General features: G+C 31.2%; 25 protein-coding genes and 1 tRNA gene. 16 read left to right on the top strand and 10 right to left on the bottom strand.

The features are described from left to right. Positions 1 to 133: 133 nt before the first annotated feature. From CPAL_RS14175 to CPAL_RS06295, 3 genes are all read left to right on the top strand, one after another. The gene (locus CPAL_RS14175) at positions 134 to 268 is read left to right on the top strand and encodes a hypothetical protein (RefSeq protein ID WP_278320562.1); all 135 of its coding nucleotides are present in this window, start codon (positions 134 to 136) and stop codon (positions 266 to 268) included. A gap of 255 nt (positions 269 to 523) precedes the next feature. Further along, on the top strand, positions 524 to 2,107 hold the full coding sequence (locus CPAL_RS06300) for a DEAD/DEAH box helicase (protein WP_106024281.1): 1,584 nt from the start codon (positions 524 to 526) through the stop codon (positions 2,105 to 2,107). 18 nt (positions 2,108 to 2,125) lie between these two features. After that, positions 2,126 to 2,407: a DUF503 domain-containing protein gene (locus CPAL_RS06295; RefSeq protein WP_061858520.1), complete on the top strand. Its 282-nt coding sequence runs from the start codon at positions 2,126 to 2,128 to the stop codon at positions 2,405 to 2,407. Between the two features lie 79 nt (positions 2,408 to 2,486). Here CPAL_RS06295 and CPAL_RS06290 read toward each other — a convergent pair whose 3' ends face one another. Together CPAL_RS06290 and CPAL_RS06285 are read right to left on the bottom strand one after the other, a co-directional pair. Beyond that, positions 2,487 to 3,563, bottom strand: a complete 1,077-nt coding sequence (locus tag CPAL_RS06290) for an HD-GYP domain-containing protein (RefSeq protein WP_061858519.1) — start codon at positions 3,561 to 3,563, stop codon at positions 2,487 to 2,489. A gap of 141 nt (positions 3,564 to 3,704) precedes the next feature. Next, positions 3,705 to 4,286, bottom strand: a complete 582-nt coding sequence (locus tag CPAL_RS06285) for a GDSL-type esterase/lipase family protein (protein WP_061858518.1) — start codon at positions 4,284 to 4,286, stop codon at positions 3,705 to 3,707. Positions 4,287 to 4,397: 111 nt separating this feature from the next. On the opposite strand from CPAL_RS06285, the gene CPAL_RS06280 reads away from it, so the two are divergent. Together CPAL_RS06280 and CPAL_RS06275 are read left to right on the top strand one after the other, a co-directional pair. Further along, positions 4,398 to 4,685: a thiamine-binding protein gene (locus tag CPAL_RS06280; protein WP_106024280.1), complete on the top strand. Its 288-nt coding sequence runs from the start codon at positions 4,398 to 4,400 to the stop codon at positions 4,683 to 4,685. Positions 4,686 to 4,765: 80 nt separating this feature from the next. After that, complete coding sequence (locus tag CPAL_RS06275) at positions 4,766 to 6,565, top strand: heme NO-binding domain-containing protein (protein ID WP_061858516.1); 1,800 nt, start codon at positions 4,766 to 4,768, stop codon at positions 6,563 to 6,565. A 120-nt stretch (positions 6,566 to 6,685) separates the two neighbouring features. On the opposite strand, the gene CPAL_RS06270 is transcribed toward CPAL_RS06275, so the two are convergent. Together CPAL_RS06270 and CPAL_RS06265 are read right to left on the bottom strand one after the other, a co-directional pair. After that, the gene (locus tag CPAL_RS06270) at positions 6,686 to 7,576 is read right to left on the bottom strand and encodes a radical SAM protein (protein WP_106024279.1); all 891 of its coding nucleotides are present in this window, start codon (positions 7,574 to 7,576) and stop codon (positions 6,686 to 6,688) included. A gap of 12 nt (positions 7,577 to 7,588) precedes the next feature. Further along, positions 7,589 to 8,650, bottom strand: coding sequence for a YkvI family membrane protein (locus CPAL_RS06265; RefSeq protein WP_061858514.1), 1,062 nt, complete (start codon positions 8,648 to 8,650; stop codon positions 7,589 to 7,591). 134 nt (positions 8,651 to 8,784) lie between these two features. Here CPAL_RS06265 and CPAL_RS06260 point away from each other — a divergent pair, with 134 nt between their 5' ends. Next, positions 8,785 to 9,897 carry a hypothetical protein gene (locus CPAL_RS06260; RefSeq protein WP_106024277.1) on the top strand — a complete coding sequence of 371 codons (1,113 nt, stop codon included), beginning with the start codon at positions 8,785 to 8,787 and terminating at the stop codon, positions 9,895 to 9,897. 116 nt (positions 9,898 to 10,013) lie between these two features. Further along, entirely contained in the window at positions 10,014 to 10,967 is a 954-nt protein-coding gene (gene mnmL, locus CPAL_RS06255) for a tRNA modification radical SAM protein MnmL/YtqA (protein ID WP_061858512.1), read from the top strand. Positions 10,968 to 10,997: 30 nt separating this feature from the next. On the opposite strand, the gene CPAL_RS06250 is transcribed toward mnmL, so the two are convergent. Genes CPAL_RS06250 through CPAL_RS06240 form a run of 3 tightly spaced genes read right to left on the bottom strand, consistent with a single transcriptional unit; the run spans position 10,998 to position 13,623 of the window. Next, a complete protein-coding gene (locus CPAL_RS06250; RefSeq protein ID WP_061858511.1) occupies positions 10,998 to 11,654 on the bottom strand; it encodes an HAD family hydrolase in 657 nt (218 codons plus the stop codon). Between the two features lie 48 nt (positions 11,655 to 11,702). After that, positions 11,703 to 12,227: a phosphatase PAP2 family protein gene (locus tag CPAL_RS06245; RefSeq protein WP_242862630.1), complete on the bottom strand. Its 525-nt coding sequence runs from the start codon at positions 12,225 to 12,227 to the stop codon at positions 11,703 to 11,705. A 49-nt stretch (positions 12,228 to 12,276) separates the two neighbouring features. Then, positions 12,277 to 13,623 (bottom strand): [Fe-Fe] hydrogenase large subunit C-terminal domain-containing protein, encoded by a 1,347-nt coding sequence (locus CPAL_RS06240; RefSeq protein WP_061858510.1) that lies wholly within the window; start codon positions 13,621 to 13,623, stop codon positions 12,277 to 12,279. 236 nt (positions 13,624 to 13,859) lie between these two features. On the opposite strand from CPAL_RS06240, the gene CPAL_RS06235 reads away from it, so the two are divergent. Further along, positions 13,860 to 15,335 carry a protein adenylyltransferase SelO gene (locus tag CPAL_RS06235; protein ID WP_106024276.1) on the top strand — a complete coding sequence of 492 codons (1,476 nt, stop codon included), beginning with the start codon at positions 13,860 to 13,862 and terminating at the stop codon, positions 15,333 to 15,335. Positions 15,336 to 15,406: 71 nt separating this feature from the next. Here the strand turns inward: CPAL_RS06235 and CPAL_RS06230 are convergent. Then, positions 15,407 to 15,482, bottom strand: a tRNA-Pro gene (locus tag CPAL_RS06230). A gap of 114 nt (positions 15,483 to 15,596) precedes the next feature. Here CPAL_RS06230 and CPAL_RS06225 point away from each other — a divergent pair. Then, the gene (locus CPAL_RS06225; RefSeq protein WP_061858508.1) at positions 15,597 to 15,815 is read left to right on the top strand and encodes a hypothetical protein; all 219 of its coding nucleotides are present in this window, start codon (positions 15,597 to 15,599) and stop codon (positions 15,813 to 15,815) included. Between the two features lie 74 nt (positions 15,816 to 15,889). Here CPAL_RS06225 and CPAL_RS06220 read toward each other — a convergent pair whose 3' ends face one another. Both CPAL_RS06220 and murC read right to left on the bottom strand, forming a co-directional pair. Next, positions 15,890 to 16,207: a hypothetical protein gene (locus CPAL_RS06220; protein WP_061858507.1), complete on the bottom strand. Its 318-nt coding sequence runs from the start codon at positions 16,205 to 16,207 to the stop codon at positions 15,890 to 15,892. A gap of 210 nt (positions 16,208 to 16,417) precedes the next feature. Next, positions 16,418 to 17,800 carry a UDP-N-acetylmuramate--L-alanine ligase gene (gene murC, locus CPAL_RS06215; protein ID WP_061858506.1) on the bottom strand — a complete coding sequence of 461 codons (1,383 nt, stop codon included), beginning with the start codon at positions 17,798 to 17,800 and terminating at the stop codon, positions 16,418 to 16,420. A 233-nt stretch (positions 17,801 to 18,033) separates the two neighbouring features. On the opposite strand from murC, the gene purR reads away from it, so the two are divergent. The 7 genes from purR (at position 18,034) to CPAL_RS06180 (ending at position 25,328) form a co-directional block, all read left to right on the top strand. Then, a complete protein-coding gene (gene purR / locus CPAL_RS06210; protein ID WP_061858505.1) occupies positions 18,034 to 18,852 on the top strand; it encodes a pur operon repressor in 819 nt (272 codons plus the stop codon). An 88-nt stretch (positions 18,853 to 18,940) separates the two neighbouring features. Then, the gene (gene spoVG / locus CPAL_RS06205; RefSeq protein WP_061858504.1) at positions 18,941 to 19,237 is read left to right on the top strand and encodes a septation regulator SpoVG; all 297 of its coding nucleotides are present in this window, start codon (positions 18,941 to 18,943) and stop codon (positions 19,235 to 19,237) included. A 194-nt stretch (positions 19,238 to 19,431) separates the two neighbouring features. Further along, complete coding sequence (gene glmU, locus CPAL_RS06200; RefSeq protein WP_061858503.1) at positions 19,432 to 20,805, top strand: bifunctional UDP-N-acetylglucosamine diphosphorylase/glucosamine-1-phosphate N-acetyltransferase GlmU; 1,374 nt, start codon at positions 19,432 to 19,434, stop codon at positions 20,803 to 20,805. Positions 20,806 to 20,817: 12 nt separating this feature from the next. Continuing rightward, positions 20,818 to 21,774, top strand: coding sequence for a ribose-phosphate diphosphokinase (locus CPAL_RS06195; protein WP_061858502.1), 957 nt, complete (start codon positions 20,818 to 20,820; stop codon positions 21,772 to 21,774). Between the two features lie 263 nt (positions 21,775 to 22,037). Next, entirely contained in the window at positions 22,038 to 22,724 is a 687-nt protein-coding gene (locus CPAL_RS06190) for a response regulator transcription factor (RefSeq protein ID WP_061858501.1), read from the top strand. Next, positions 22,725 to 24,143: a sensor histidine kinase gene (locus CPAL_RS06185; RefSeq protein ID WP_106024275.1), complete on the top strand. Its 1,419-nt coding sequence runs from the start codon at positions 22,725 to 22,727 to the stop codon at positions 24,141 to 24,143. Positions 24,144 to 24,173: 30 nt separating this feature from the next. After that, a complete protein-coding gene (locus CPAL_RS06180) occupies positions 24,174 to 25,328 on the top strand; it encodes a S1C family serine protease (protein WP_061858499.1) in 1,155 nt (384 codons plus the stop codon). The last annotated feature ends 28 nt before the right edge of the window (positions 25,329 to 25,356 follow it).

The following is a 25,356-nucleotide window of genomic DNA, read 5'->3' as shown; positions in this document are numbered from 1 at the left end:
CGCAAAGAAGCTTACAATGCAAATCCTATAGGTGATTTTTAAATATCTAATCAATTCACTCTCATAAAATTTTTAAAATATTTTTGTATACACTGTATTAAAAGTGCATATCTACATTTTGGAGGGGATAGGTATGAGAGATTTTAAAATGATACAAAATGAAGTGTTAGACCTAAATTTAAGTGGACAAGCCTTTAAACTATACTGTATTCTAAAGAGCTATTGTTTTGATGATAAAACCAGTTATTTTTCATCACAAAAGACTTAGCATATAGGTTTAATAAAAATTAAATCCTTTGATTGAAAAATATTATTATAATAATAAATCCAGTTATAAAAATAGTATTAATGGTAATAAGAAGAGTTTAAAAAGTACATATGGTAATTGGAAAAATAAAAAGATAGCTCTAATAATTATAGGATTTTTCTTAAACCATGCTATATTTGATTGCAAGTTGTAAACAATAAATATATAATGGTTAAGTTGAGATAATGAAAAACTAAGATTTGGAAGGAAGTTAATATGGGAAAAATTAAGTTTGAAGATTTACAGATATCGGAGCAATTAAAAAAAGCAATTGCAGAAATGGGATTTGAGGAACCATCACCTATACAAGAAAAAGCAATACCTTTTATATTAAATGGAAGAGATATAATAGGGCAAGCTCAAACTGGAACAGGTAAGACAGCAGCTTTTGGTATACCAGCTATAGAGATGGTAAATCCAAAGGACAAGGGTTTGCAGGTTATGGTATTGTGCCCTACAAGAGAATTAGCTATTCAAGCAGCACAAGAATTAAACAATCTTGCTAAATATAAAGAAAGCATAAATGTACTTGCTATATATGGTGGGCAGCCTATAGATCGCCAAATTAAGGCTTTGAAAAGAGGAGTTCAGATAATTATAGGTACTCCAGGGCGTGTAATGGACCATATGAGAAGAAAGACATTAAAGACAGAAAATGTTAAGATGATAGTTTTAGATGAAGCAGACGAAATGCTAGATATGGGCTTTAGAGATGACATAGAAACCATAATACAAGAAATACCTCAAGAAAAGCAAACTGTATTATTTTCAGCTACAATGCCTAAGCCTATACTGGAATTAAGCAAGAGATATCAAAAAAATGCTGAATTTATAAAAGTAGTTCATAAGCAATTAACAGTTCCAAGTATAGAACAAAGGTACTTAGAGGTAAAAGAATCAGCAAAACTTGAAGTGTTATCAAGACTTATTGATATAACAAATCCTAAATTGTCTGTAGTATTCTGTAATACGAAAAAAAGAGTAGATGAGGTAGTAGGCCAACTTCAAGCAAGAGGATACTTTGCTGAAGGACTTCACGGAGATATGAAACAGCAGCAAAGGGATAGGGTTATGAACAAGTTTAGAAACGGAACTATAGAAATTTTGGTTGCAACAGATGTGGCAGCAAGAGGAATTGATGTTGATGATGTGGAAGTTGTATTTAACTATGATTTACCTCAAGATGAAGAATACTATGTTCATAGAATAGGAAGAACAGGAAGAGCTGGAAGATCAGGAATTGCTTATACTTTTGTTTCAGGGAAAGCCATACGAAAGTTAAAGGATATAGAAAGATATACTAAGACAAGAATTAAAAGAGCAGAAGTTCCATCAGCTGATGATGTAGAAGAGGTTAAGATGGGAATATTTATGGAGAAGGTAAAAGAAACTATAGAAGCTGGACACTTAGGAAAGTATATAGACTATATTGAAAAGCTATTAGACGAAGATTACGCATCAATAGATGTAGCTGCTGCATTGTTAAAGATGTCTGCAGGAGAAGAAAGAAAAGAAGAATTAAATCTTGATGATGATTTAGGAGATACTGGTGCAGAAGAAGGAATGGTACGATTATTTATAAATATTGGAAGAAATCATAAGATTCAAGCTAAGGATGTTATAGGGGCTATAGCAGGAGAAACTGGTATCGCAGGAAAATTAATTGGTAAAATTGATATATATGAGAAATTTACTTTTGTAGAGGTGCCAAAAGAATACGCAAGAGAAGTATTAAATATAATGAAAAATAATACAATTAAAGGCAAGAAGATCAATATAGAACCAGCAAATGCAAAATAATAGGTGGGGTTGAATAAAGTGATTGTGGGAACAGCAAAGATATACTTATATGCAAATTGGGTTCATTCCCTAAAGGAAAAAAGAATGGTGATAAAGAGTATAATTGGAAAGGCTAAGCATAGATTTAATATTTCTATTGCAGAGATAGAAAATCAAGATTATCACCAGTCAATTGTAATAGGAATAGCTTGTGTTAGTAATAGTACTAGAATGGCAAATACTGTAATACAAAATGTGATAGAATTTATTGAAGAGAACACAGAAGCTGTTGTTGAAAAAGTAGAAACGGAAATACTTTAGAAATAGATTATAATAAAAGGCAAGTTGTAGGCTATATAAACCTCATGACTTGCCAAATTACTATTTTCTGACTTGTTTTTTAGATATTTTCTACTGTGCCTACAATGAATAGGGTGTTTTCTTGGGATAAATTCAGTTGCTTAGGAACTTTGAGCTTGTTCCCATTTTCGTCATAAATTAAATTTATTATAGGTCTAAGAGGAAAAGCTTTATTTTGTTTTAAAACTATTCCATAGGCTCCAGTATTAAGTTTTACTATACTTCCAGAAGGATAGGCAGCAATATTCTTTATAAACAAATCAACCAGTGACTTATCAAATAGAGTGTTACTCATAGCTACCAGGTACTCTAATGCTTCATATACTTCCAGCTTTTTGTACCCGCTAAAATCAGAAGTAAGGTTATCAAATGTATTACAAATAGATACAAGCTTTACTGTTTCATGAAGCTTGTCATCAGTAAGACCTAAAGGGAAGCCAGTACCATTACAGTATTCATGATGCATTAAGATAATTGCTTTTGATATATAGCTTATATCATCGTATCTATCATTGAAAATTTCATATCCGTCTATAGGGTGTTTTTTTAGCACATCTGTTTCTTCAGGATTCAATATTCCGTTTTTTACCCTATCTATAATATCTTTTGGAGTTAAAAGCTTACCAACATCATGCAGAAGTGAACCAACAGCAAGCTCTTTCAAATGTTCATTACTATATCCAAGATGAATTCCCATTATTACAGATAAGGCACATACATTTATGGAATGTTCAAATAAGCATTCATCTTTAGACTTAATATCACAGATATCTAGTATGACTTCTTTGCGAGAAAGTATGTCATCTATAATGGAATTTGCCAATTCTAAAAATTTACGTGTATTAGGCTTTTGCTTATTTAAAATCTTTTGAACCTCATCTTTTAAAGCCTTTTTAGCGTTAATTCTAATTTCTTCAGATATATAATCTTCTATTTCTATTCCTTCGGAAAGTTCATCGTTTACATATATGGACATAATCCCAAGAGTAGTCAATCGCATCTTGTATCCTGGCTTTAGAAGAGTCCCTTTAGCTAAAAGTAATCTACCAGAAGGATCATAAATAGGTTTTGCTAATAGTTCGTTTCCTTTAATTTGTGTAATTGATATTTTTCGCATAGTGAATTCTCCTCGTCAATAGTAATATAATTTACTACTAAATAACTGTATAATTATCCAATAATTATATAATACCATACAAAGTATGTAATAAAAACATATTTAAGTAATCTAGAAAAGTAATATTAGTAGATATACATTTTAAATTATAGGATTTAAAGCTTCAAAGACAGCTTCTGCCATAAGTTTATGTCCTTTAATATTTACGTGTACTCCATCTATGTATAATTTATTTGGAGTTTCTATACTAATCTCAGATTTTATTCTGTTATAAAAATCTATGTATGGTATGTTTATTTCACTTGAAAAATTAATACACCAATCTCTGTAGTGTAAAAGTTTTTGGTTTATAATTTCATAATTTACTTCAGAAGCCCAGAGAGCTTTAGCCATAGAAGGAATTACTGGAGGTTGTATGCCTATAATCATATTTATATTATTATTCATTCCTTCTTCTATCATAGTCATTATATTGTCTTCTACATTATTTAAATTAGAGTTCATTAAAAAGTCATTTGTTCCTCCCATTATAATGCATATAGCAGGCTTTTGTAAAACTACATCTTCATAAAATCTATACATCATACCAGCAGTGGTATCTCCTAATTTTCCTTTGTTTATAAAATCTATATTATATTTATCTTCACATAGTTGAGTCCATCTATTTGGGTTATCAACCATATATCCATAAGTCAAACTATCTCCAATACATACTATTTTCATTACAAAACCTCCAAGATAAGTGTATAATAGAAATAAATAGTCAAGTGATTATTTAAGTAATTTATTTCTATAGTATATCATATATAAATATTTTTTTGGGAGGTATATGAAATGAAAAATGTAAATGTAAGTATTCAGGTTTTACCGGTGGTTGATGAAGAAAGAATATATCCTGTTGTTGATAAAGTAATAGAATACATAGATTCTTGTGGGGTTAAGTATGAAGTAGGACCTATGGAGACAACTATGGAGGGAGAGCTTGATACGCTTTTAGAAATTGTAAAGAAGGCTCAGGACATATGTATTGAAGAGGGTGCTGCAAGAGTTATTTCAGTAGTAAAGATAGATTATAAGAAAGAGGGAGTTACAATGGATGAGAAAACTTATAAGTACAGATAAAAAGGCTTATTTTCTAATATGATATTATATAAATTTAAGAATTAGTTTAATCGTGTGTATCGATTTAGGAGGTAAGGAATATGAAAGGAACAGTGGTTGCTACATGGCTTAAAACTTGTAGAAAAATTTATGATGATGAAGTAGTAAATATGGCTATGGAGTCAGTGGGATGGAAATCAAGTAAAATATTTTTACCTGGAGAAAATGTTGAAGATGAGGAAATAAGAAAGGTAATTAGGTTTATATCGGATAAAAAGAATGTTGCACTTAATGAGCTTTGGAGAACTATAGGAAAGGATAATATTTTATCTTTCTTTAATGATTTCCCTGCATTCTTTGAACATGAAAATTTGTACTCTTTCTTTAGATCTATGTTTGATGTTCATGTGGAGATGGTTAAAAGACTTCCAGGAGCTAAGCCGCCTATTTTAAATATAAAACCAATATCTAATAGAAAAGCTGTATTTTCATATAATTCTAAAAGGGAGATGTATGATTACTTTTTAGGATTGCTTGATGGAAGTGCAGAGTTTTTTAAGGAAAATATAGAAGTAAAAGAAATTGAAAGATCTATGGGAAGCTTAAAAGTGGAAATTACTTTTGAAAATGATATATTTTTTAAAAGGACATATAAGTTTAATAAGGTTTTATCACTGGGATTTATTAAGGAGATACCAGCCAAGGTTGGAATATATACTTTTTTAGTTTCTGCACTAGCTAATATACCTTTAATAGGTGTAAATAATATACTGAAATTTGTACTAGTGTCTATAGTTCCAGCATTTGTTTCAGCCTTTATTATATATATGCTAGTAAGACCTAAAAAGCTTATTGAAGAAGAAATAAAGAAAATTAATACAAATGATTATACAGAAGAGGGAGAAATTGAAACAGGAGACTTTTTTGAGGATTTGTATAATCTATTAAAGGAGCACAGAAAGATTATTAGAGCAAATTTTGTTGGTTTTAAGGGTGTAACCGATGAAATGAATACTTTTGTTAGAAATATAAATGTCATATCCAATTCTATGGAAAGAACTTCAGAAGATATATCATGTGTTGTGGAACAGGTGGCTAATGGTGCTGTAAGTCAGGCTGAAAATACACAAAATGCTGCATCCATACTAAATGGCAACATAGAAATATTAAAGGAAATCGTAGCCAGCGAAAACAAAAATAAAGAAGAACTTGAATATGCTATAGATAAAATTAATAATAGCTATAAGAATGTGGAAGATACTAGCAGAAACATAGTTGAATGTCTTAAAAAGTTCCAAGAAGTAAAGGATAAGGGAATAGAATTAGAGGAGAAGGCAAATAACATTAATAATATAGTTTCCATAGTATCTCAAATTTCAGAACAGACTAATCTTTTAGCACTAAATGCCTCTATTGAAGCAGCTCGTGCAGGAGAAGCAGGAAGGGGATTTTCTGTAGTTGCAGAGGAAGTAAGAAAGCTTGCAGAAGAAACTAAAGGGGCAGTAGAGGAAATTAACTCTAATTTAGCTCAATTTGTTAGTGAAATCAACATATTAGTGGACAAGATAGGAAGTCAATATGAGGTGCTAGAAGGAGAAACTACTAATCTTCAAAACGTTAGAGATATAAGTCTAGATGCTACTAAATCAATTCAAACTGTAGCAGCATCTATGATTAAAACCATAAACGAACTTGATAAGGAAGCTGATTCAATTGCAGAAATTTATGAGAACATAGAATCATTGTCAGCTATTGCTGAGGAAAATTCAGCGTCTTCAGAAGAAGTAAGTGCCAATGTTTCTAACTACACCAATGAAATTAAGAACCTTATTGAAGGTATATCAGAATTTAAAAAGCTTACTAAGGAATTTAAAGAGGATTTAAGCAAATATAAGATATAACATCTCCCGTGGGATTTGCACTTAGGAAAGCTCTACTGGGCAAAGAGATTAAAAGTCAGTGAAGAAGTGGAGGCGTCTATAGGCGCCTCCACTTTAAACTATTTTATGGTGTAAAATAGTTTAAATTCCTCTCAAGTCAAACTCAGGGATGAAGCTTTCTGAAGCTGTACCTTCTTCTTGAATAAAGGCATTTTTAATTCCTATGGATAGGCAGTATTCTATTAGTGCTTCGTAGTGTTTTTGATTTACGGGTTTGTTTATTTCAGGATAATTTAATACATTATGAGTTGGGGTGTATTGATTCATAATGCTTATATATACGGAATCTTTAAAGGTTCTGTATATATAATCTATTATTTTTTTTGAATCAAAAAGAAGTCCGGGAAGCATTAGATGTCGGATTATTACTCCTCTTTTCATTAAACCATTATGGTCGAATTTGGGTTCTCCTACTTGAGAGACCATAGCTTCTATAGCCTTAGAAGCTATTTTAAAGTAGTTAAGAGCGTTAGAGTATTTTATTGCATATTTATCTTTATAATATTTAAGGTCAGGAAGATATATGTCAACATAACCATTTAAAGCTTTTATAGTTTTCAAGGTTTCATAGCTGTTAGTATTATACACAATGGGAATGTTAAGTCCCTTTGATTTTGAAATTTTTAATGCTTCTATTATTTGAGGTACATAATGAGTAGGAGTTACTAAGTTTATGTTATGGGCACCTCTATGTTGCTGTTCTAAAAAAATTTCGCTAAGGCGTTCAATTGAAATTTCTTTTCCTACTCCGTCACTGCTTATAGCATGATTCTGGCAAAATACACACTTTAGATTACAGTTAGAAAAAAATACTGTTCCAGAGCCTTGTGTTCCTGAGATACAAGGCTCTTCCCAATAGTGAAGAGATACCCTTGCAATTCTTACATTATCAGAAGAGTTACAAAATCCAGTCTTACCATTTAATCTATCTACATTGCAATGCCTATTACATAAGTTACACCTTTCAAGCATAATTTCACACCCTTATTTTTTCTTATGTGGTTCATTAAATTTAAACATAATATATTGTATCATAAAAATTAAACTTATAGCGCCAAAGAAAGGATATACATGACGTATTAAATTAACAAAGCCAAAACGAGATACTAAAATATCAATAAGTAATATAATCACTACAGCTTTTTTATAGGATATATTAAAGACTTGCTGTAGTGTCTTACTTAAGCTGTATATATCAGACACCTCAGTTGAAAACATTTCAAGCCATATAATTGCTAGAAGCATTACTTGAAGTACCACTCCAAATCTATGAGCTATGTAAAGTAAAGGAATATCATATTTATATATATTTGGAACATTTGAAAGCAGCATGAAGTTAATCATCATTCCCAAAGCAGTAAGCCCAATAGAACCTAAAATAAGTCCGCGTTTTAAAGCAGATTCATTTCTAACTTCAGAGCTTAAAGGTACAAGAACTCCGCTGCAAGCTAAGATATTAAAGCCTCCATATAAAAGACAGGATATAAACCAGTTGTTTTTAAATTTAGGAATTGTTTTTATGTAAGATATAGTGGCTATATCTCTAGATAATGTAATAAACAATATGAAAATGGTGGTAATTACAATCAATAAGCAGGGCACTATAAATGAATTTACTTCAATAAGGCCATCTGTATTTCTAAGTAAGGTAAACAAGCCTATACATGCCATTATAATAGTTCCTATAAATCTTGGCATATTAAAGTATTGGTGAAGCAGAGCACCGCTTCCAGCCAAAATTATGGAAGAGCTGCTTATTAAAAATACTCCTGTAATTATTCCGGTAACTTTTCCTAGAATGCCGGGACTTACTAATTTTATTAAATCGTTGTAAGATTTTAGATTATATTTTATGCTAGTATGTATAATATTAAATCCCATAAATATGTAGATTATCATACATATTAAAAGTCCCTTAAAACTCTTATGTCCATATCTTGTAAAAAACAAGGTTATTTCTTGTCCAGAAGCTAAACCTGCACCTACAATGGTGCCAATAAATACTGCACATAGTTGAAAGGTTAAACTCAAATTCCTTTTCAAGATAATACCTCCATTATATTAATAAAACTTTCTTTATAAGTATATAAAGATTAATAAAAATAATGATTATATAAATTAAATTTTTATTTAGTGGGAAAATAAATATGAACTTTAATATGAAGATGGGTGGTAAGAAGATGAAGAAGTGTATGAGCTATATACTGATTTTTACTTTAATCTTTACACTTATAGGATGCACAGAGAAAAAGGCTGAGAATGTTAGAGAAAAGGATAGGTTTGATATCAAGGCCGCCAATGATATAGTAGAATCATATATAAAAAATATTGCATTAGAAAAATACGATAAGGCCAATGAATTATTAAGTGAAAAAGTAAAAACTGACGTAAAGGATATAAAGCCAAATGATTTAAAAATAAAAGGATTTAGAACTGAAGAAATGAGCGAAAATGCAGGGGAAGGAAATTTTAGATTAAACGTGGTAAAGGCAAATATGAATAAGCCAGAGACTCAAATAGTGGAATATAAATTTAAGGTTATAAAGGATGGAATAGACTATAAAATAGAGGAAATTAAAACTACTTTGCTCATGGAAGCTTTTCATAGCTTTGATGAAATAAGATTTAGGAAAAAAAGTGAATTAGATACATTTTTGCTTACAGATATGGAAGGACTTCCTAAGTATGCTTATTCCAAAGATGATAGTGCTCAAATGAAAAGCCAGATAGTTCCAAAAAGTAGTTTTGGACCTATAGTCCTTGATTATACAGGAGATATAGTAGCTATATCAACTATTGGAAACGGCAGATATATAGGACTTTTAACTTTTGATGACTCCATGGAAACTCAAGGCCAAGGCGGCGGTGGAGGAGGTAGTGGTGTAGAAAACCCAAATAGCAGCGGTGCAGGTGGAGAGCAGAGGGATACTCAAAGTAGAAAAATGCCTAAGGAAAAGCCTATAGGAAAGCAAATAGTGTCCTGTGACATTATGGAGAATGCTGTCATTGAAAATATGATATTCTCTAAAGATGAAAAACTTTTAGCAGTTCAATACTCAAAGGATGGAAACAGATCTATTAGGGTGTATAACGTAGGAGATGGAGAACTCATAAAATTTAATTTTGAAGAAGAATATCCATTAAACAAAGTAAACATAGTTTTAAGAGGATTTGAGGAAGAAACTATGAAATATACTATAGTTCCTAAAGACAAGCAAAATGGTATTGAGAAATATGTTGGAAATTGGGAATTAGATCTTAAGGAATTTAAGGCAAAGAAGTCAGAATCATAAACTTGAAGGAAAAAGCCTATGGTGTATAATAGACTATAGGCTTTTTATAAGTGACTATGTTTCAAGAAATAATAGATTTTATGTAGTTATTTATTTTACTAGAAAAGGAGATTACAATGAGAAAAATATGGGGAGATAAAAGATATTATAGTTTAAATTATTTCCTGAGAGAAAAATTTGGAGAAAAAGTTTTTAAGATATCCCTTGATGCAGGTTTTTCATGTCCTAATAGGGATGGAACTATAAGTAAGGGTGGATGTATATATTGCAGTGCAAGAGGATCAGGAGATTTTGCAGGAGATAGAAACTTCTCTATAGATAGGCAATTTGATGATATAAAAGAAATGATGCAAAGTAAATGGAAGAACGGAAAATATATAGCATACTTTCAAGCATATACAAATACATATGCTCCTATAAATGTTTTAAGAGAGAAGTATGAAGAAGCAATAAGAAAAGAAGGTGTTGTTGCTCTTGCAATAGCTACAAGGCCGGATTGTCTCGATGATGGAGTTATAGATTTGATAAAAGAATTTAGTGACAGAATATATACTTGGGTAGAATTGGGGCTTCAAACTGCTAATGAGGATACAGCTAAAATTATAAACAGAGGATACAAGCTTTCTGTTTTTGAAGATGCAGTGAAAAGACTGAGAAGTATAAATGTTGATGTTGTTGTTCATACTATTTTTGGACTTCCAGGAGAAGATAAAGAAGATATGCTAAATACTATAAAATATCTAAGCCATATGGATATACAAGGGGTAAAAATTCATTTACTTCATCTTCTTAAGGGGACCCCTTTAGTTAAACTCTATGAAGAAGGAAAATTAAAGTTTTTAGAAAAAGATGAATATATAGACTTGGTGACGAAGGCAATTACTTTGCTTCCTCAGAATATAGTAATTCACAGATTAACAGGAGATGCTCCGAGAAATTTACTAATCGGTCCTATGTGGAGTTTAAAGAAATGGGAAGTTTTAAATGCTATAGATGATAAATTGAAAAATGAGGACTTATATCAGGGAATGAATTATGATAAAAATGAGGCTTGCACTTTAAAGGTGTAAGCCTCTCTTTTTCATGATATAAATTATGCTCTAAATAGCATCCTTCATTAGTTCATAATATTCATAGATATATTTATCTGCGGCAGTAAGTATTTCATTCTTTTGATAGTGTGAATATTCATCGTAGATACCCACAACTTTCATTCCTGCTGCTTTAGCGCCCATAACTGCAGGAAGTATGTCTTCAAAAACTATACATTCACTAGGAGATACATTAAGTTTTTTTGCAGTGAGCAGATATACATCTGGGAATTGTTTACCCCTTGAAACTTCATCAGTTGTGGTTATTGCATCAAAGTATTCATATATACCATTAGTTTTTAGAGCAGTTTCTAAAAGGAGATGACAATTGCTAGTAGCTAGTCCGATTTTTATATTCATAGATTTTAGCATATCAAGAAATTTTTTTACTCCAGGTTTAAGTGGTACGTTATTTTTATATTCTTCAAACGCCATATTGTTCCACTCATTGCAAATTTCGTCTATGCTCTCTTTTAAGTTGAATGTTTTTTTGAAGTATTCCGCTGTTTCCTCAAAACTGAGGTGAGAAATTTCATCTTTTAGGTTTTCTGGACATTCTATATTGCGCATTTTTAAAAAATCTATATCTATTTTTGTCCATACCCACATTGAATCCACCAATGTTCCATCCATATCAAATATAGCAGCTTTTATATTATTCAGCATATCTAACTCCTTTTCCAATATTATAATTTAATATATATTATTATAATATTATATAATATGAAAGATTATATAGGAAGTAGCACTTCCTATGAAAGTTCCAGCTAGCACGTCCGTAGGATAATGGACTCCTATATATATTCTTGAAATTCCAACACAAGAGGCTAAGAAAATTACTGCTGCAGCTACATTAGGATAGAATAAGGAAGTTGTAACAGCCATAGAAAAAGCAGCTGTAGTATGACCAGATGGAAAAGAATATTCATCTATTCCGATCTTTTTTATATTTAAATTACTAATTTTTATAAATGGTCTGATTCTATTTACAGATTCTTTTATTATTTTAGAAATAAAAGAACTTACTGATAGGGTAAATAAAACTTTTATACCTAATGAATGTACGGTTTTATTAGGATGAACTATAGCTATCAATGTAAATAGTATTGAGAAAATTGTAGAGCCTAGATAAGTTATGGGAGTCATAATAAGGTCTAATGTTTTACATTTCATTGAATTGTTTATAATTTTCAAAATAGCAACATCGTGTTTATGAATTTTTTTTATCAGTGTATGCAAAAGCAACTTCCCCCCTGTTTTTTCATATGCTTTTATTGTAGCATAAAGTCTAAAAATCTCTAAGAAAAATTTTAATTTTATCTTTATTTTTAAAGTCCTCTATAGAGTCCATGCCAATTCTTTTCAGAATATCTTTCATACGGTCACTATCTATGGATACAGATATATCCGAGTTGTCAGCGAACTCATCTAGTAATTTTCTACCTTTTTCATGAGGAAGGATTGCTTTAGGACCTCCCACACATCCTCCAACACAGCCCATTCCTTCAATAAAGTTAGCCTCAATATTGCCTTCTTTAAGCTTAGTTAAAATCTCACGGCATTCCTTTACGCCGTTGCCTTGAATTGCCTTTAAATATTTTGCTTTATTAGGGAATAGGTTCTTAATAGCTTCTGTTACAGCAATAGAAACTCCTCCAGTACGTCCGTAAAGTCTACCTTCTCTTGAAGCATATTCTGTTGCAAAATCTTCTTCAAGTTTTTGTGGATGTATTTCTAAGGTATCGAATATATCCTTTAGTTCTTGATAAGTTAGCACATAATCTATAACCCCTATAAGATCTTCTTCCTTTGCTTCAGACTTTTTGGCTATACAAGGTCCTATAAATACGACTTTGCAATTAGGATTTAATTCTTTTAAAACCTTTCCAGCTGCAATCATAGGGGAAACTGAAGGTGATACATGAGGTAAAAGCTCATGAAATAGTTTTTTTAGCATTCCTATCCACATAGGACAGCAGCAGGAGGTTATCATAAAGTCGTCAACTTTATTTACTAAATGATCAAATTCTATAGCCTCTTTTATGGTTAACATATCTGCAAAAAATGCTACTTCTACCATGTCAGCAAATCCAAGCATTTTAAAAGCCGTTCTTAGTTGATTTATAGTTACATTTTCTCCAAACTGACCAATTATGGAAGGAGCTACTGCGGCTATTACTAGGTTTTCTTTATTTAATAAATCCAATAATGGAATAAACTCAACCTTATCTAAGATGCTTCCTGTAGGACAAGCATCTACACAAAAACCACAGTCTGTACATCTATCAAGGGATATGTAAGTTTTGTTTGTGTTTTTATCAACTAATATAGCATCAAAAGGACAGGATTTCTGACACATGGTTTTACCACTTTCATCTGCGCAATCCATGGAGCATTCCCTAACTTTATGAACTATTTTGTGTCGTATTTCATAATTTGCAATAGCTTTTTTTAAGTTTTGAACAAAATTATCATCATAGTCTACATCAACTCCGCACAAAAAGGAAATGGTTTTGCTTAAATATTCCTTATTAGTATCCTCTTTAGACAGCAGAGATGCTACCATATCTTCAAAAGTATCATCATAGTAAGCTTTAACTAAACTTTTAAATAGTGTACCGTGTTCATTGTTCATATAAAAGTCCCCTTTTCTAAATCAAATTTTATTATCCATGGTTATATTTATTTTTGACAACAAAAAAAGGATATATACTTTATATTTATACATTAGTAAGTTGTAGCCTCTATAAGCTTAGTAAATTCACCTTTATGTCTTCACTATATGAGACGGCATATTAGCCGCCACATAATAGATTCTAGAAAAGCACATACTAAAAATGGTTTTTATATTTAAATAAAGAAGGGAATATTATGATAGATATAAAAATAAGTAAAAAAACAGGGTGGAACTTTGATAACAGTTATGCTCGTTTGCCAGAATCTTTTTTTAGCGTCCTTAATCCAACACCTGTAGCTTCGCCAAAGCTTGTAATACTGAATAAGCCTCTTGCTGTATCTCTTGGATTGAACGTGCAGTTTTTAGAAAGTTATGAAGGTGCAGAAGTATTTAGTGGAAACAAGATTCCAGAAGGTGCTGTGCCTATTGCTCAAGCATATGCAGGACATCAATTTGGATATTTTACTATGCTAGGAGATGGCAGGGCTTTATTGCTTGGGGAACAAATTACTCCAAAAGGAGAACGTTTTGATATTCAACTGAAAGGTTCAGGCAAAACTCCATATTCTCGTGGAGGAGATGGGCGAGCGGTACTTGGACCTATGCTTCGTGAATATATTATCAGTGAGGCAATGTATGCCCTAGGTATTCCAACTACACGGAGTTTAGCGGTGGTAACAACTGGAGAATGGGTAATGCGGGAAGAATTGCTGCCAGGTGCAATTCTAACACGTGTAGCTGCAAGTCATATCAGAGTAGGTACTTTTCAATATGTCTCTAAGTGGGGAAGTATTGAAGAACTTAGAACTCTAGCTGATTACACAATAGAACGACATTTTCCAGAAGTTAAAAATGCCGAGAATCCATATTTGGCACTGCTTCAGGAGGTAGTAAAACGTCAGGCGTTACTGATTGCAAAGTGGCAGTTAGTTGGATTTATCCATGGAGTAATGAATACCGATAACATGGCTATTAGTGGAGAAACTATTGATTATGGCCCTTGTGCTTTTATGGATGCTTATGATCCATCAACAGTATTCAGCTCTATTGACCATTATGGGCGTTATGCTTATGGTAATCAACCACCAATTGCTGCATGGAATCTGGCTCGACTAGCTGAGGCTCTTTTGCCATTACTTCATGAGGATAAGAAGGAGGCTGTGGAATTGGCTGAAGAAGCTGTTTTGGAATTTAATGATCTGTATAATTGTAATTGGCTCTTGGGAATGAGATCTAAACTCGGAATATTTAATGAAGAGAAAGAAGATGAATCACTTATTAATGAGCTTTTAAGTATGATGTATAAGTATAATGCAGACTATACCAATACCTTTAAAGCGCTGAGCTTTGATAAGAAAGAAAATACAGATTTATTTAATAGTGAGGAGTTTTATAAATGGCATAAGAAGTGGCAAGAAAGATTGAAAAGGCAAAAGGGATGTAAAAATGATTTTTACGACTTAATGAGAAAATCAAATCCAGCTGTAATTCCTCGTAATCACCGAGTAGAAGAGGCATTAGATGCTGCTGTAAAAAGGGGAGATTATAGTGTAATGAACAGACTTCTCAAGGCTCTTTCAAACCCTTATGCTTATTCACAAGAACAAGAGGAATATTCAAAGCTTCCTCCACCATCAGACATACCTTACAGAACCTTTTGTGGAACTTGAATATGTTATCTTTGTCATTTTAAGTACAAATACAAAAAATAAAAAAAGCCATATTAAATTTAATACGGCTTTGGTCGGGGTAGCAGGGCTCGAACCCGCGGCCTCATGGTCCCAAACCACGCGCGCTACCATCTGCGCTATACCCCGGCGACAAAATATATTATATAATCTTATCTTTAAAAAGTCAACTACAATTTTAAAATAATTTATTGATTATATAAAAGAGAGATTGATGCGGCAGAAGGGGGCTTATAAGTTACCATGAGGCAAACATTACAAATAATGAATATAATCCATGTTATTATGAATACTATACAAAACTTAGATAATATGCTTTCTATAAAATTTAGTTTGTGCAGCTTCATAACTATAAATAACACTATGCAGGAGATTGTACCAACTAAACTAATACCTAAAAAAATATTTAAGATGATAGTTACAATATTATTAAACATAAACATTCACCCTATTTTAATGTAATAAGATATAATCTAATATAAATAAATTATATACTATAATATTATATTATGGTATATAATTTATTTATAAAAAAATTATACCTTTTTTTCTTTGTTATCCCCAGCTCCTCTAGTGGGAACAAGAGATATAATAAATCCAACTAAAATAGATACTAAAGAAGGAGCTATTACGTTTAAATATACTACATATCGTGTTTTATACAAAATCAGTGCGCTGATGCCAGTTATTAGAGCGCTAGCAATAAAAATATATATGACAAATTTAGCAAAGGAACTTAAGTACTTTTCATATATTTTATGACGAGTAGGTCCGCTTATTACGGCTCTAAATAAATAATATGAAATAAGTATTAATATAATATCTAATACAGCAGTAATTAAAAAATTTCTCATAAGATTTACCTCCTAATCAATATATCATTATTATTTTTGCCTAATTCTCATATTTTTACACCTATGATACTGAATAAATATATAAAAAGCTATGCACCCTAAGTATAGAAAAAAATATATATCTTAAGGAAAAATTCGCTGTAAATAAAAAAGATATGTTCTAAGACAAAATCTTAAAACATATCTTTAGCTTGTATAGTATATTACAAATTATACTGCATCACTTAAGAACATTTCTCCAACTTTATAAACATCCCCTGCACCAATTGTAATCAATAAGTCTCCAGACCTTAATTCTTTCTTTAAAAAGTTATTCATATCACTAAAACTGTGGAAATTTTTGCAGTTAACACCATTTTCTCTAATCTTGCTGCCTAAAATATCTGAACTTACAATGCCTGTATCTTTCTCCCTAGCTGCGTATATATCTGCAAGTAAAAGAGTATCTGCGTTAGAGAAAGAAGTTGCAAACTCATTTAATAAACTTATTGTTCTAGAATAGGTATGAGGCTGGAATACACAGAAAATTCTCTTGTGAGGAAAATTCTTTGCTGCGTTTAAGGTAGCTTTTATTTCTGTTGGATGGTGAGCATAATCATCTATTACTGTAATTCCGTTGGTTGAACCTTTTATTTCAAAGCGCCTGTGAGTCCCATGGAAAGTAAAAAGTCCCTCAACAATAGATTCCTTATCTATATTTAAGCTTAGAGCAACAGCAATGCTTGCTAAGGCGTTAAGCACGTTATGTTCTCCAGGAACGTTCAATTTAAGATTAAATAGTTTATCTTCACCATTGTAAACATCAAATTTAGGACAGCCATTTTCACCGAATATTATATTTTTAGCTCTTATATCACCCTTGGAAAGCCCAAAGCTAAGAACTTTGCAATTAACTTCTTTTGATATAGATAGAGCTTTTTCGTCATCTGCATTAACAACTAAAACTCCATCTTCAGGTATCAGCTGAGCAAACTTTTTAAAAGTATTTTGTATTTCTTCTATATCCTTATAAAAATCTAAATGATCTGCTTCAATATTTAAAATCACACCTATATAAGGATAGAATTTTAAGAAAGATGCTTTATATTCACAAGCTTCTGTAATAAAGTATTCACTGTTTCCAACTCTAACATTTCCGTTAATAGCATCTAAATTTCCTCCAACTAAAATTGTAGGATCTAAATTAGCATTTAAAGTAATATGAGAAAGCATAGAAGTAGTTGTTGTTTTACCATGAGTTCCTGATATAGCTACATTATATTTATGACCCTTCATTACATGACCAAGAAATTCTGCTCTATCCATGATAGGGATGTTTAATTCCTTAGCTTTTAAAAGTTCAGGATTATCTTCGGGAATTGCAGCAGTATAAACTACTAAATCTACATCTTTAATATTATTTTCGTCATGCCCTATGTAGATTTCAGCACCCTTTAATTTTAGATGATCTGTTAAATTTGATTGACTTCTATCAGAACCTGATACTTTATAACCACTATTTAAAAGTATTTCAGCAAGACCACTCATGCTAATTCCACCAATACCTATAAAATGTATCTTCTTGTTTGTATCTTTTAAAAAATCAAATGACAAATTAATCAACTCCTTAAACAGATAAAAAGTAGTCCTACTTAATCATTATATACAACTTTTAAGAAAAACAATACAGTATAATTAAAATAAAATTTTATAAAATAAAATAATTGTCAAAAATAATATCAGAAATATCATACCATTTACTATTGATAACGATATAAGATTATAATAAAATATGAATAATAGTACAATTTTATAAAGAGATAATTCGTATAAAATGGGAGAGAAATATGAATAAGTTTAGTAGAAATCAAAGAATCACAGCTATTACAAAAACATTAATAGAAAATCCAAACAAAGTTATAAATCTAAATACATTTACTAATATGTTTAATGCTGCGAAATCCACTATAAGTGAAGATGTTGTAATAATTAGAGAAACATTAGATAAACTATCTATGGGAAGTATTGAAACTATTTCAGGTGCAGCAGGAGGCATAAAATATAAATACGGAATATCAGATGAAAAAGTAGAAGAATTTGCAAAGAACTTATGTATAATTTTACAAGATAAACAAAGAATAGTACCAGGAGAGTTCTTATATATAAGCGATATAATGTTTAATCCTGAAATAATATCGACTGCTGCAGTTATTTTAGCATCCCAATTCAAAGATTTAGAAGTAGATTATGTAGTAACGGTAGAAACAAAAGGTATACCTTTAGCTTATGAAGTTGCAAAAAAATTAGGAGTTAAGCTTGTTATAGTTAGAAGAGATAATAAAGTTACAGAAGGGCCAACAGTTTCTATAAACTATGTTTCAGGATCAACTAAAAGAATACAAACGATGTCTCTTTCTAAAAGATCTATATGTAAAGAAAGCAAGTGTATTTTTATAGATGATTTTATGAAGGCAGGTGGAACAGCTCTAGGGATAATAAACTTACTAAAAGAGTTTGAAAGCGAGCTTATAGGAATTGGAGTTCTCATAGATGACATAAATACCAGTAAAAAGTTAGTTAATAATTATGTTTCTATAATAAAGTTTGGAGGAATTGATGAAAATAATAATCCTATAGTATATCCAGAAAAGATTCGTAAAAAGTAAAATTTTCTAAAAATTTATCACATAATAGAAGGAAAAATATAAATCATGGAGAATACTATATACAAAGCATCTTTGGAGGTGGAGTTCAATGCAAATTACAGATGTAAGAATTAGAAGGATTTCTGCTGAAGGAAAAATGAAGGCTATCGTATCAGTAACTTTTGATAATGAATTTGTAGTTCATGATATAAAAGTTATTGAAGGACAAAATGGGCTTTTCATAGCTATGCCTAGTAGAAAAACTCCTACAGGAGAATTTAAGGATATAGCACATCCGATTAATACTGATACAAGACAAAAAATACAGGAAGCAATTTTAGATGAATACGAAAAGGTAAAAAATAATAATGAACAAGATGAAGAAGTAGTAATGGAAGAGGAGTAAAAAGGGGTAAATGCCCCTCTTTATTTTTTTGAAAAAATAAAGAGGGGAATAATTATATATATTATCATATAATATAAGATATTATGTAGTTGAAAAATATTTTTATATAAAATATAATGTAATAGGCATAAACATTAAAATGTAGCATATATAACTTAATGCGTTGCTATATACCGTGTAAAGAGGTGTTAAAATTGTATAAAAGTGCTATAATACTTGCCGCAGGGAAAGGTAAAAGGATGAAATCTAAATTACCAAAGGTTTTACATAAGGTTTGCGGTAAGGAAATGGTAAATCAAGTAATAGATACTTTAAAAAAATGTGACATAAATGATATAAACTTAGTAATAGGAAATGGAGCTGAACAAGTAAGGAAGGCTACAGAAGATAGAAATGTTACTTATTCTATACAGGAAGAGCAGCTTGGAACAGGTCATGCTCTTTTGTGTGCCAAGGACTTTTTAAAGGACAAGGATGGAATTGTGGCTGTATTCACGGGAGATGCTCCTTTGATTACAGAGGAAACGGTAAAAAGTTTTTTTAGGTTTCATGAAGAAGGAAAACATAAAGCCACTATACTAACAGCCCTAGTTGAGGATGCAACTGGCTATGGAAGAATAATAAGAAATGAAAAAGGCGAAGTTGTAAAGATAGTAGAGCATAAGGATTGTACTAAAGAAGAACTAAAAGTTAATGAAATAAATTCTGGAATGTACTGCTTTGATATTAAAGAACTCATGGAAAGTTTAGATAAATTAAATAATAATAATTCTCAAGGGGAATATTATCTAACTGATGTTATAGAGATATTAAGGAACAAAAATTTAAAGGTAGGAGCTTTAAGCGTTAATGCTGACGAGATTAAAGGCGTAAACTCAAGAGTTCAGCTTGCAGAAGCAGAAGAAATACTAAGGCATAGAATAAACAAAATACACATGGAAAATGGAGTTACAATAATTGATCCTAAGTCAACATATATAGGGGTAGATGTAGAAATAGGAAGAGACACTATTATATATCCAGGAAACGTCCTTGAAGGAAAGACTGTTATAAAAGAAGGATGTATCCTTTATCCTAATTCAAGAATAAAAGATAGTATTATCGAGGAAGAAGTTAATATTCAAAGTTCTGTCATACTTGAAAGCCATATTGGAAGAGGTACAACTGTTGGACCTTTTGCTTATATACGCCCAGAGAGCAATATTGGACAAAATGCTAGAATTGGAGACTTTGTTGAAATAAAGAAGTCTACTATTGGGGATAATACTAAAGTATCTCATTTAACATATATAGGAGATGCAGAAGTAGGCAGTGGATGCAATTTTGGGTGTGGAACTGTTGTAGTAAATTATGATGGAAAGAGCAAAAACAAAACGATAATAGGTAATAATTCCTTTATTGGATGTAATACTAATTTAGTAGCACCTGTAGAAGTAGAAAGTGATACATATATAGGAGCAGGATCTACTATAACTAAGAAGGTGCCAAATGGAGCGCTTGCAATAGCAAGAGCAAAGCAAATTAATATAGATGGATGGGTAGATAAAAAAGGATTAAGAAAAAAATAAGGAGGTCTACATATGATAACCCATGGTAAAAACATTAAGATATTTACAGGTAATGCACACCCAACTTTGGCTAATGAAATTGCTGATATATTAGGTGTTTATGTTGGTGATTCAAATGTTGGAAAGTTTAGCGATGGAGAAATATCTGTAAATACAAATGAAACAGTAAGAGGAACAGATGTGTTCGTTATTCAACCTACACATGCTCCAGTAAATGACAATTTAATGGAACTTTTAATTATGATAGATGCTTTCAAAAGAGCATCAGCTGGAAGGATAACAGCAGTTATACCTTATTACGGATATGCAAGACAAGACAGAAAAGCAAAGGCTAGAGATCCAATCACTGCTAAGTTAGTAGCAGACCTAATAACAACAGCAGGAGCAGATAGAGTTCTTACTATGGATCTTCATGCAGCACAAATTCAAGGATACTTTAATATTCCAGTTGATAATTTAATTGGAGCACCAATACTTGCTAAATACTTTATAGATAAAGGATTTAAGGATAGAGAAGATGTAGTTGTTGTATCTCCTGACCTTGGAAGTGTTACAAGAGCTAGAAACTTTGCAGATAGATTAAACTGCCCAATAGCTATAATTGATAAGAGAAGACCAAAAGCAAATGTTTCAGAAGTAATGAATGTAATCGGAGACATTAAAGATAAGACTGTTATTCTAATTGATGATATGATTGATACTGCTGGAACTATAACAAATGGTGCAAATGCATTAGTTGAAAGAGGAGCAAAGGACGTTTATGCATGCTGCTCACATGGAGTATTATCAGGACCTGCTTTTGAAAGAATAGAAAGTAGCGCTATTAAAAAATTGGTTACTTTAAATACTATAAATATTCCAAAGGAAAAATTAAGCGATAAATTTGAAGTTTTATCTGTAGCTCCAATATTTGCTGAGGCTATAAAGAGAATATATGAAGATGTATCTATAAGCAAATTATTCACTTAAATTATAACATAATAGTATATATTAAAAAGTTATATATACGATTATAATAACTTTTATTATAGGCATATAAGGACTTTCCTTGTATGCTTTTTTAAATTAGAATTTTAGCATAAAGTTGTCTTTAAATTGTAACTTTTATTTAAATTTATAATTTTAATCGTTTATAGTATATGTAAATATGATAGAGTATAATTAATGTAAATTTAGAGGAAATTAAAATAAAACAGAAGATATTAACTCTAGATAAGAACGGGGGTAAATTTATGGAAGGTCTTTTAGGAAAGATACTTATCGTAGATGACGATGAAAATATATGTGAAGTAATAAGAATGTACTTAGAAAGTTCAGGATATGGTACTGAGGTTTGTTATGATGGAAAGGAAGTACAAGAAGTATTTCTTGAGTATAGACCAGACTTAGTTCTTCTTGATATTATGCTTCCCCATGTTGATGGAATAGATGTATTAAAGTCCATAAGAAAGGATTATGAAACTCCTGTCATTATGCTGACTGCAAAAGGAGAAACCTTTGACAAGGTATTAGCTTTAGAATTAGGAGCAGACGATTATATAGTGAAGCCTTTTGAGCCAAAAGAGTTAATTGCAAGGATTAAGGCTGTTTTAAGAAGGTACAATGTAGAAGCAGAAAGCAAGGAGATTTTAAATTTTCCTAACTTAACTATTGATATAAATTCATACAATGTTATATATAAAAACAAAGAAATAAAGATGCCGCCTAAGGAGTTTGAGCTTCTTTATTATCTTGCAAGCAACAAAAACAAGGTTTTTACAAGAGAACAATTACTTTGTGAGGTATGGGGATACGATTATCCAGGAGATTCAAGAACTGTGGATGTTCATATTAAAAGGTTAAGAGAAAAGCTTCAGGGAGGACCAAATTGGCAAATAGAGACTGTTTGGGGTGTTGGATATAAGTTTGAGGTGAAGTAGATGCGAAAAAAAGGTTTATTTTCAAAGATGGTAGCTACTTATATCCTCATAATATCTATGAGTTTTATAATAATAGCAGCCTTTTTATCCTTTTGGTTTGAAGGTTACTTTTTTGAACAAAGAAAAAGTCAGCTTTTAACTGAAGCTCAAATAGTATCTAATGCTGCTGTACAATATTTGCATGGAAACACTTCTTTGGATAAGACTAATGATATTTTGGAATATGTATCAAATTATGCCAATATAGATATAATCCTGTTTGATAGATATGGATATGCCTATGCTGTATCTAATCAAGAACACAAAGAATTAATAGGACAGCAACTTTTAAGCGAAGATTTAGGAGACTTAAGGGAAGGAAAACTTGTTGAGAAAAATAACATATTAGCAAATGTTTTTAAAGAGCCAGTCCATACTTATGAAGTACCTGTGTTTTATAGAGGAGTGTTTCAGGGAGCAGTAGTCATAAATACATCCATAAATGAAATAAAGGATCTTTTAAAAAGAGTTTATGAAATTATATGGATATCAGCGATTATTGCAATAATAAGTTCAAGCTTTATTATATATTCTTTTTCTGAGAAGATATTGATTAAACCTTTAGCAAAAATAAACGATGCAGCGGATAAGATAGCAAAAGGTGAAGTAAGCAGAAGAGTAAACATACAAACAAATGATGAAATAGGAGAGCTTGCCAGATCTTTTAATTCTATGGCAGATAGTTTAGAGGAAGTAGAAAAAAATAGAAGAGATTTTATATCTAATGTATCTCATGAATTAAGATCTCCTATTACTTCTATAAAGGGATTTATAGGAGGGGTATTAGATGGAATAATACCTAAGGAAAAGGAAAAATATTACTTGTCTATTGCCTATGATGAAATTCAAAGGCTTACTAGACTTATAAATGATTTATTGGATTTATCAGCAATAGAGGCGGGAAAGTTCAGTTTGAATATTAAGCCCCAGGATATAAATGAAATTATAAAACTTTCTATTATAAAATTTGAAACTGCTATAAAGTCTAAAAAAATAAATGTAGATGTATGGTTAGAAGATGAGGAAGTTTATATATTAGCAGACAAAGATAAGATAATACAAGTTATGACTAATCTTATAGACAATGCTATAAAATACGTAGAACCTGGCGGCAATATAGAGATAGGGGCCAGAATTAAGGGACAAAAGGTATTTGTATGGGTGTTTGATGATGGACCTAATATCTCAAAAGAAGATGAAAAGCATATTTGGGATAGATTCTACAAGGGAGATAAATCAAGGACTTCTAAAGTGAGTACAGGACTTGGATTATCTATAGTGAGAAGAATAATTAATCAACACAATGAAGACATATGGCTTGAAAATAAAGAAAATAAAGGGGTTAAATTTATATTCACATTGAAAAAGGCCCATAGATAAAAAGTCCAATAATTTTTAGAGGTGATATGTTTGCAAGATAATCATGAAGTTAAGGAAGTCAATTGGGAGAGCATAAGTGATGAAAAATATGGTGCAATAAAGTTTAGAAAACGTAAAAATAATATTAAAAGTTTTTTTAGAGGCGTTGCGTTCATATTAATTGCTGCAGTATCAGGAGCAGTATCTTCAAGTTATATGATAGAAAAAAAATATTCTCAAAAAGCTAAAGTGGAGGATAAGAGTATAGATGAAGAACTTCAAGAAAACCCTTACAGTGATATAGCTAAAGTAGCTAATATTGTTGGACCTACTGTTGTTGGAATAATTAAAACCTCTCCAAATGATTCACAGAATGTGAATAATAGCAGCGGTTCGGGTATAATATTTCGTTCTAATGGATATATAGTAACCAATTATAATATTATTGATGGAGCAGAGGAGATTAACGTAAAGCTTGCTAGAGGACAAAAATATTTAAAAGCAAAATTCATAGGTTCAGATCCTGACTCTGGCCTAGCAATAATAAAAGTAGAGGCGCAGAATCTGCCCGTAGCTAAGTTTGGAGATTCTTCTAAAATGAGGGTTGGAGATATTGCAATTGCCATAGGAAACCCCTTAGGAGAGGAATTTACTGGTAGTGTAACGGCAGGCGTAATAAGTGCTCTTAATAGAAAAATTCAATATGGGAAATCAACATATAAGGTGCTTCAAACAGATGTTGCTATGAATGAAGGTAACAGTGGAGGAGCCTTATGCAATTTAAAAGGAGAAATTATAGGAATAAATAATTTAAACCTAAAGGATACTCAATTTAAGAATGAAGATGGAATGGGATTTGCAATAGCTTCAAATGAAGTAAAGAATATAATAAATGAGATTATGGAGTATGGAAAGGCTGCAAGGCCTGACTTAGGTATATATGGAAGGGATGCGGTTTCAAATAATAATGATGGAGTAAAGGGGGTATATGTAACCTCAGTTACAAAAGGAAGCGGAGCAGAAAAGGCTGGAATTATGCCTACAGATATTATAGTTGAGATAGAGAAGAAAAAGATAACAAAGTTTGAGGATATGGCTGGAATTTTAGGAAAATACAAAATAGGGGACACTGTAAAGTGTAAAATATGGAGAAATGGTAATAATATAGATATGACTATAGAACTTGCAGATATGGAGAATAAATAAGCTGATAAAATATCTTAAACCCGTGAGA

This window comes from Clostridium thermopalmarium DSM 5974 (assembly GCF_002995795.1).
Taxonomy (GTDB): domain Bacteria; phylum Bacillota; class Clostridia; order Clostridiales; family Clostridiaceae; genus Clostridium_H; species Clostridium_H thermopalmarium.
Note: the sequence above shows the minus strand (reverse complement) of the source record. Positions and strands in the feature narration are given on the sequence as shown.

Bases quoted from the DNA above. Each gene is read 5' to 3' on its own strand.
- CPAL_RS14175 (WP_278320562.1), top strand. From the start codon at position 134: ATGAGAGATTTTAAAATGATACAAAATGAAGTGTTAGACCTAAATTTA.
- CPAL_RS06300 (WP_106024281.1), top strand. From the start codon at position 524: ATGGGAAAAATTAAGTTTGAAGATTTACAGATATCGGAGCAATTAAAA.
- CPAL_RS06290 (WP_061858519.1), bottom strand. From the start codon at position 3,563: ATGCGAAAAATATCAATTACACAAATTAAAGGAAACGAACTATTAGCA.
- CPAL_RS06285 (WP_061858518.1), bottom strand. From the start codon at position 4,286: ATGAAAATAGTATGTATTGGAGATAGTTTGACTTATGGATATATGGTT.
- CPAL_RS06280 (WP_106024280.1), top strand. From the start codon at position 4,398: ATGAAAAATGTAAATGTAAGTATTCAGGTTTTACCGGTGGTTGATGAA.
- CPAL_RS06275 (WP_061858516.1), top strand. From the start codon at position 4,766: ATGAAAGGAACAGTGGTTGCTACATGGCTTAAAACTTGTAGAAAAATT.
- CPAL_RS06270 (WP_106024279.1), bottom strand. From the start codon at position 7,576: ATGCTTGAAAGGTGTAACTTATGTAATAGGCATTGCAATGTAGATAGA.
- CPAL_RS06260 (WP_106024277.1), top strand. From the start codon at position 8,785: ATGAAGAAGTGTATGAGCTATATACTGATTTTTACTTTAATCTTTACA.
- mnmL (WP_061858512.1), top strand. From the start codon at position 10,014: ATGAGAAAAATATGGGGAGATAAAAGATATTATAGTTTAAATTATTTC.
- CPAL_RS06250 (WP_061858511.1), bottom strand. From the start codon at position 11,654: ATGCTGAATAATATAAAAGCTGCTATATTTGATATGGATGGAACATTG.
- CPAL_RS06240 (WP_061858510.1), bottom strand. From the start codon at position 13,623: ATGAACAATGAACACGGTACACTATTTAAAAGTTTAGTTAAAGCTTAC.
- CPAL_RS06235 (WP_106024276.1), top strand. From the start codon at position 13,860: ATGATAGATATAAAAATAAGTAAAAAAACAGGGTGGAACTTTGATAAC.
- CPAL_RS06225 (WP_061858508.1), top strand. From the start codon at position 15,597: ATGAGGCAAACATTACAAATAATGAATATAATCCATGTTATTATGAAT.
- CPAL_RS06220 (WP_061858507.1), bottom strand. From the start codon at position 16,207: ATGAGAAATTTTTTAATTACTGCTGTATTAGATATTATATTAATACTT.
- purR (WP_061858505.1), top strand. From the start codon at position 18,034: ATGAATAAGTTTAGTAGAAATCAAAGAATCACAGCTATTACAAAAACA.
- spoVG (WP_061858504.1), top strand. From the start codon at position 18,941: ATGCAAATTACAGATGTAAGAATTAGAAGGATTTCTGCTGAAGGAAAA.
- CPAL_RS06195 (WP_061858502.1), top strand. From the start codon at position 20,818: ATGATAACCCATGGTAAAAACATTAAGATATTTACAGGTAATGCACAC.
- CPAL_RS06190 (WP_061858501.1), top strand. From the start codon at position 22,038: ATGGAAGGTCTTTTAGGAAAGATACTTATCGTAGATGACGATGAAAAT.
- CPAL_RS06185 (WP_106024275.1), top strand. From the start codon at position 22,725: ATGCGAAAAAAAGGTTTATTTTCAAAGATGGTAGCTACTTATATCCTC.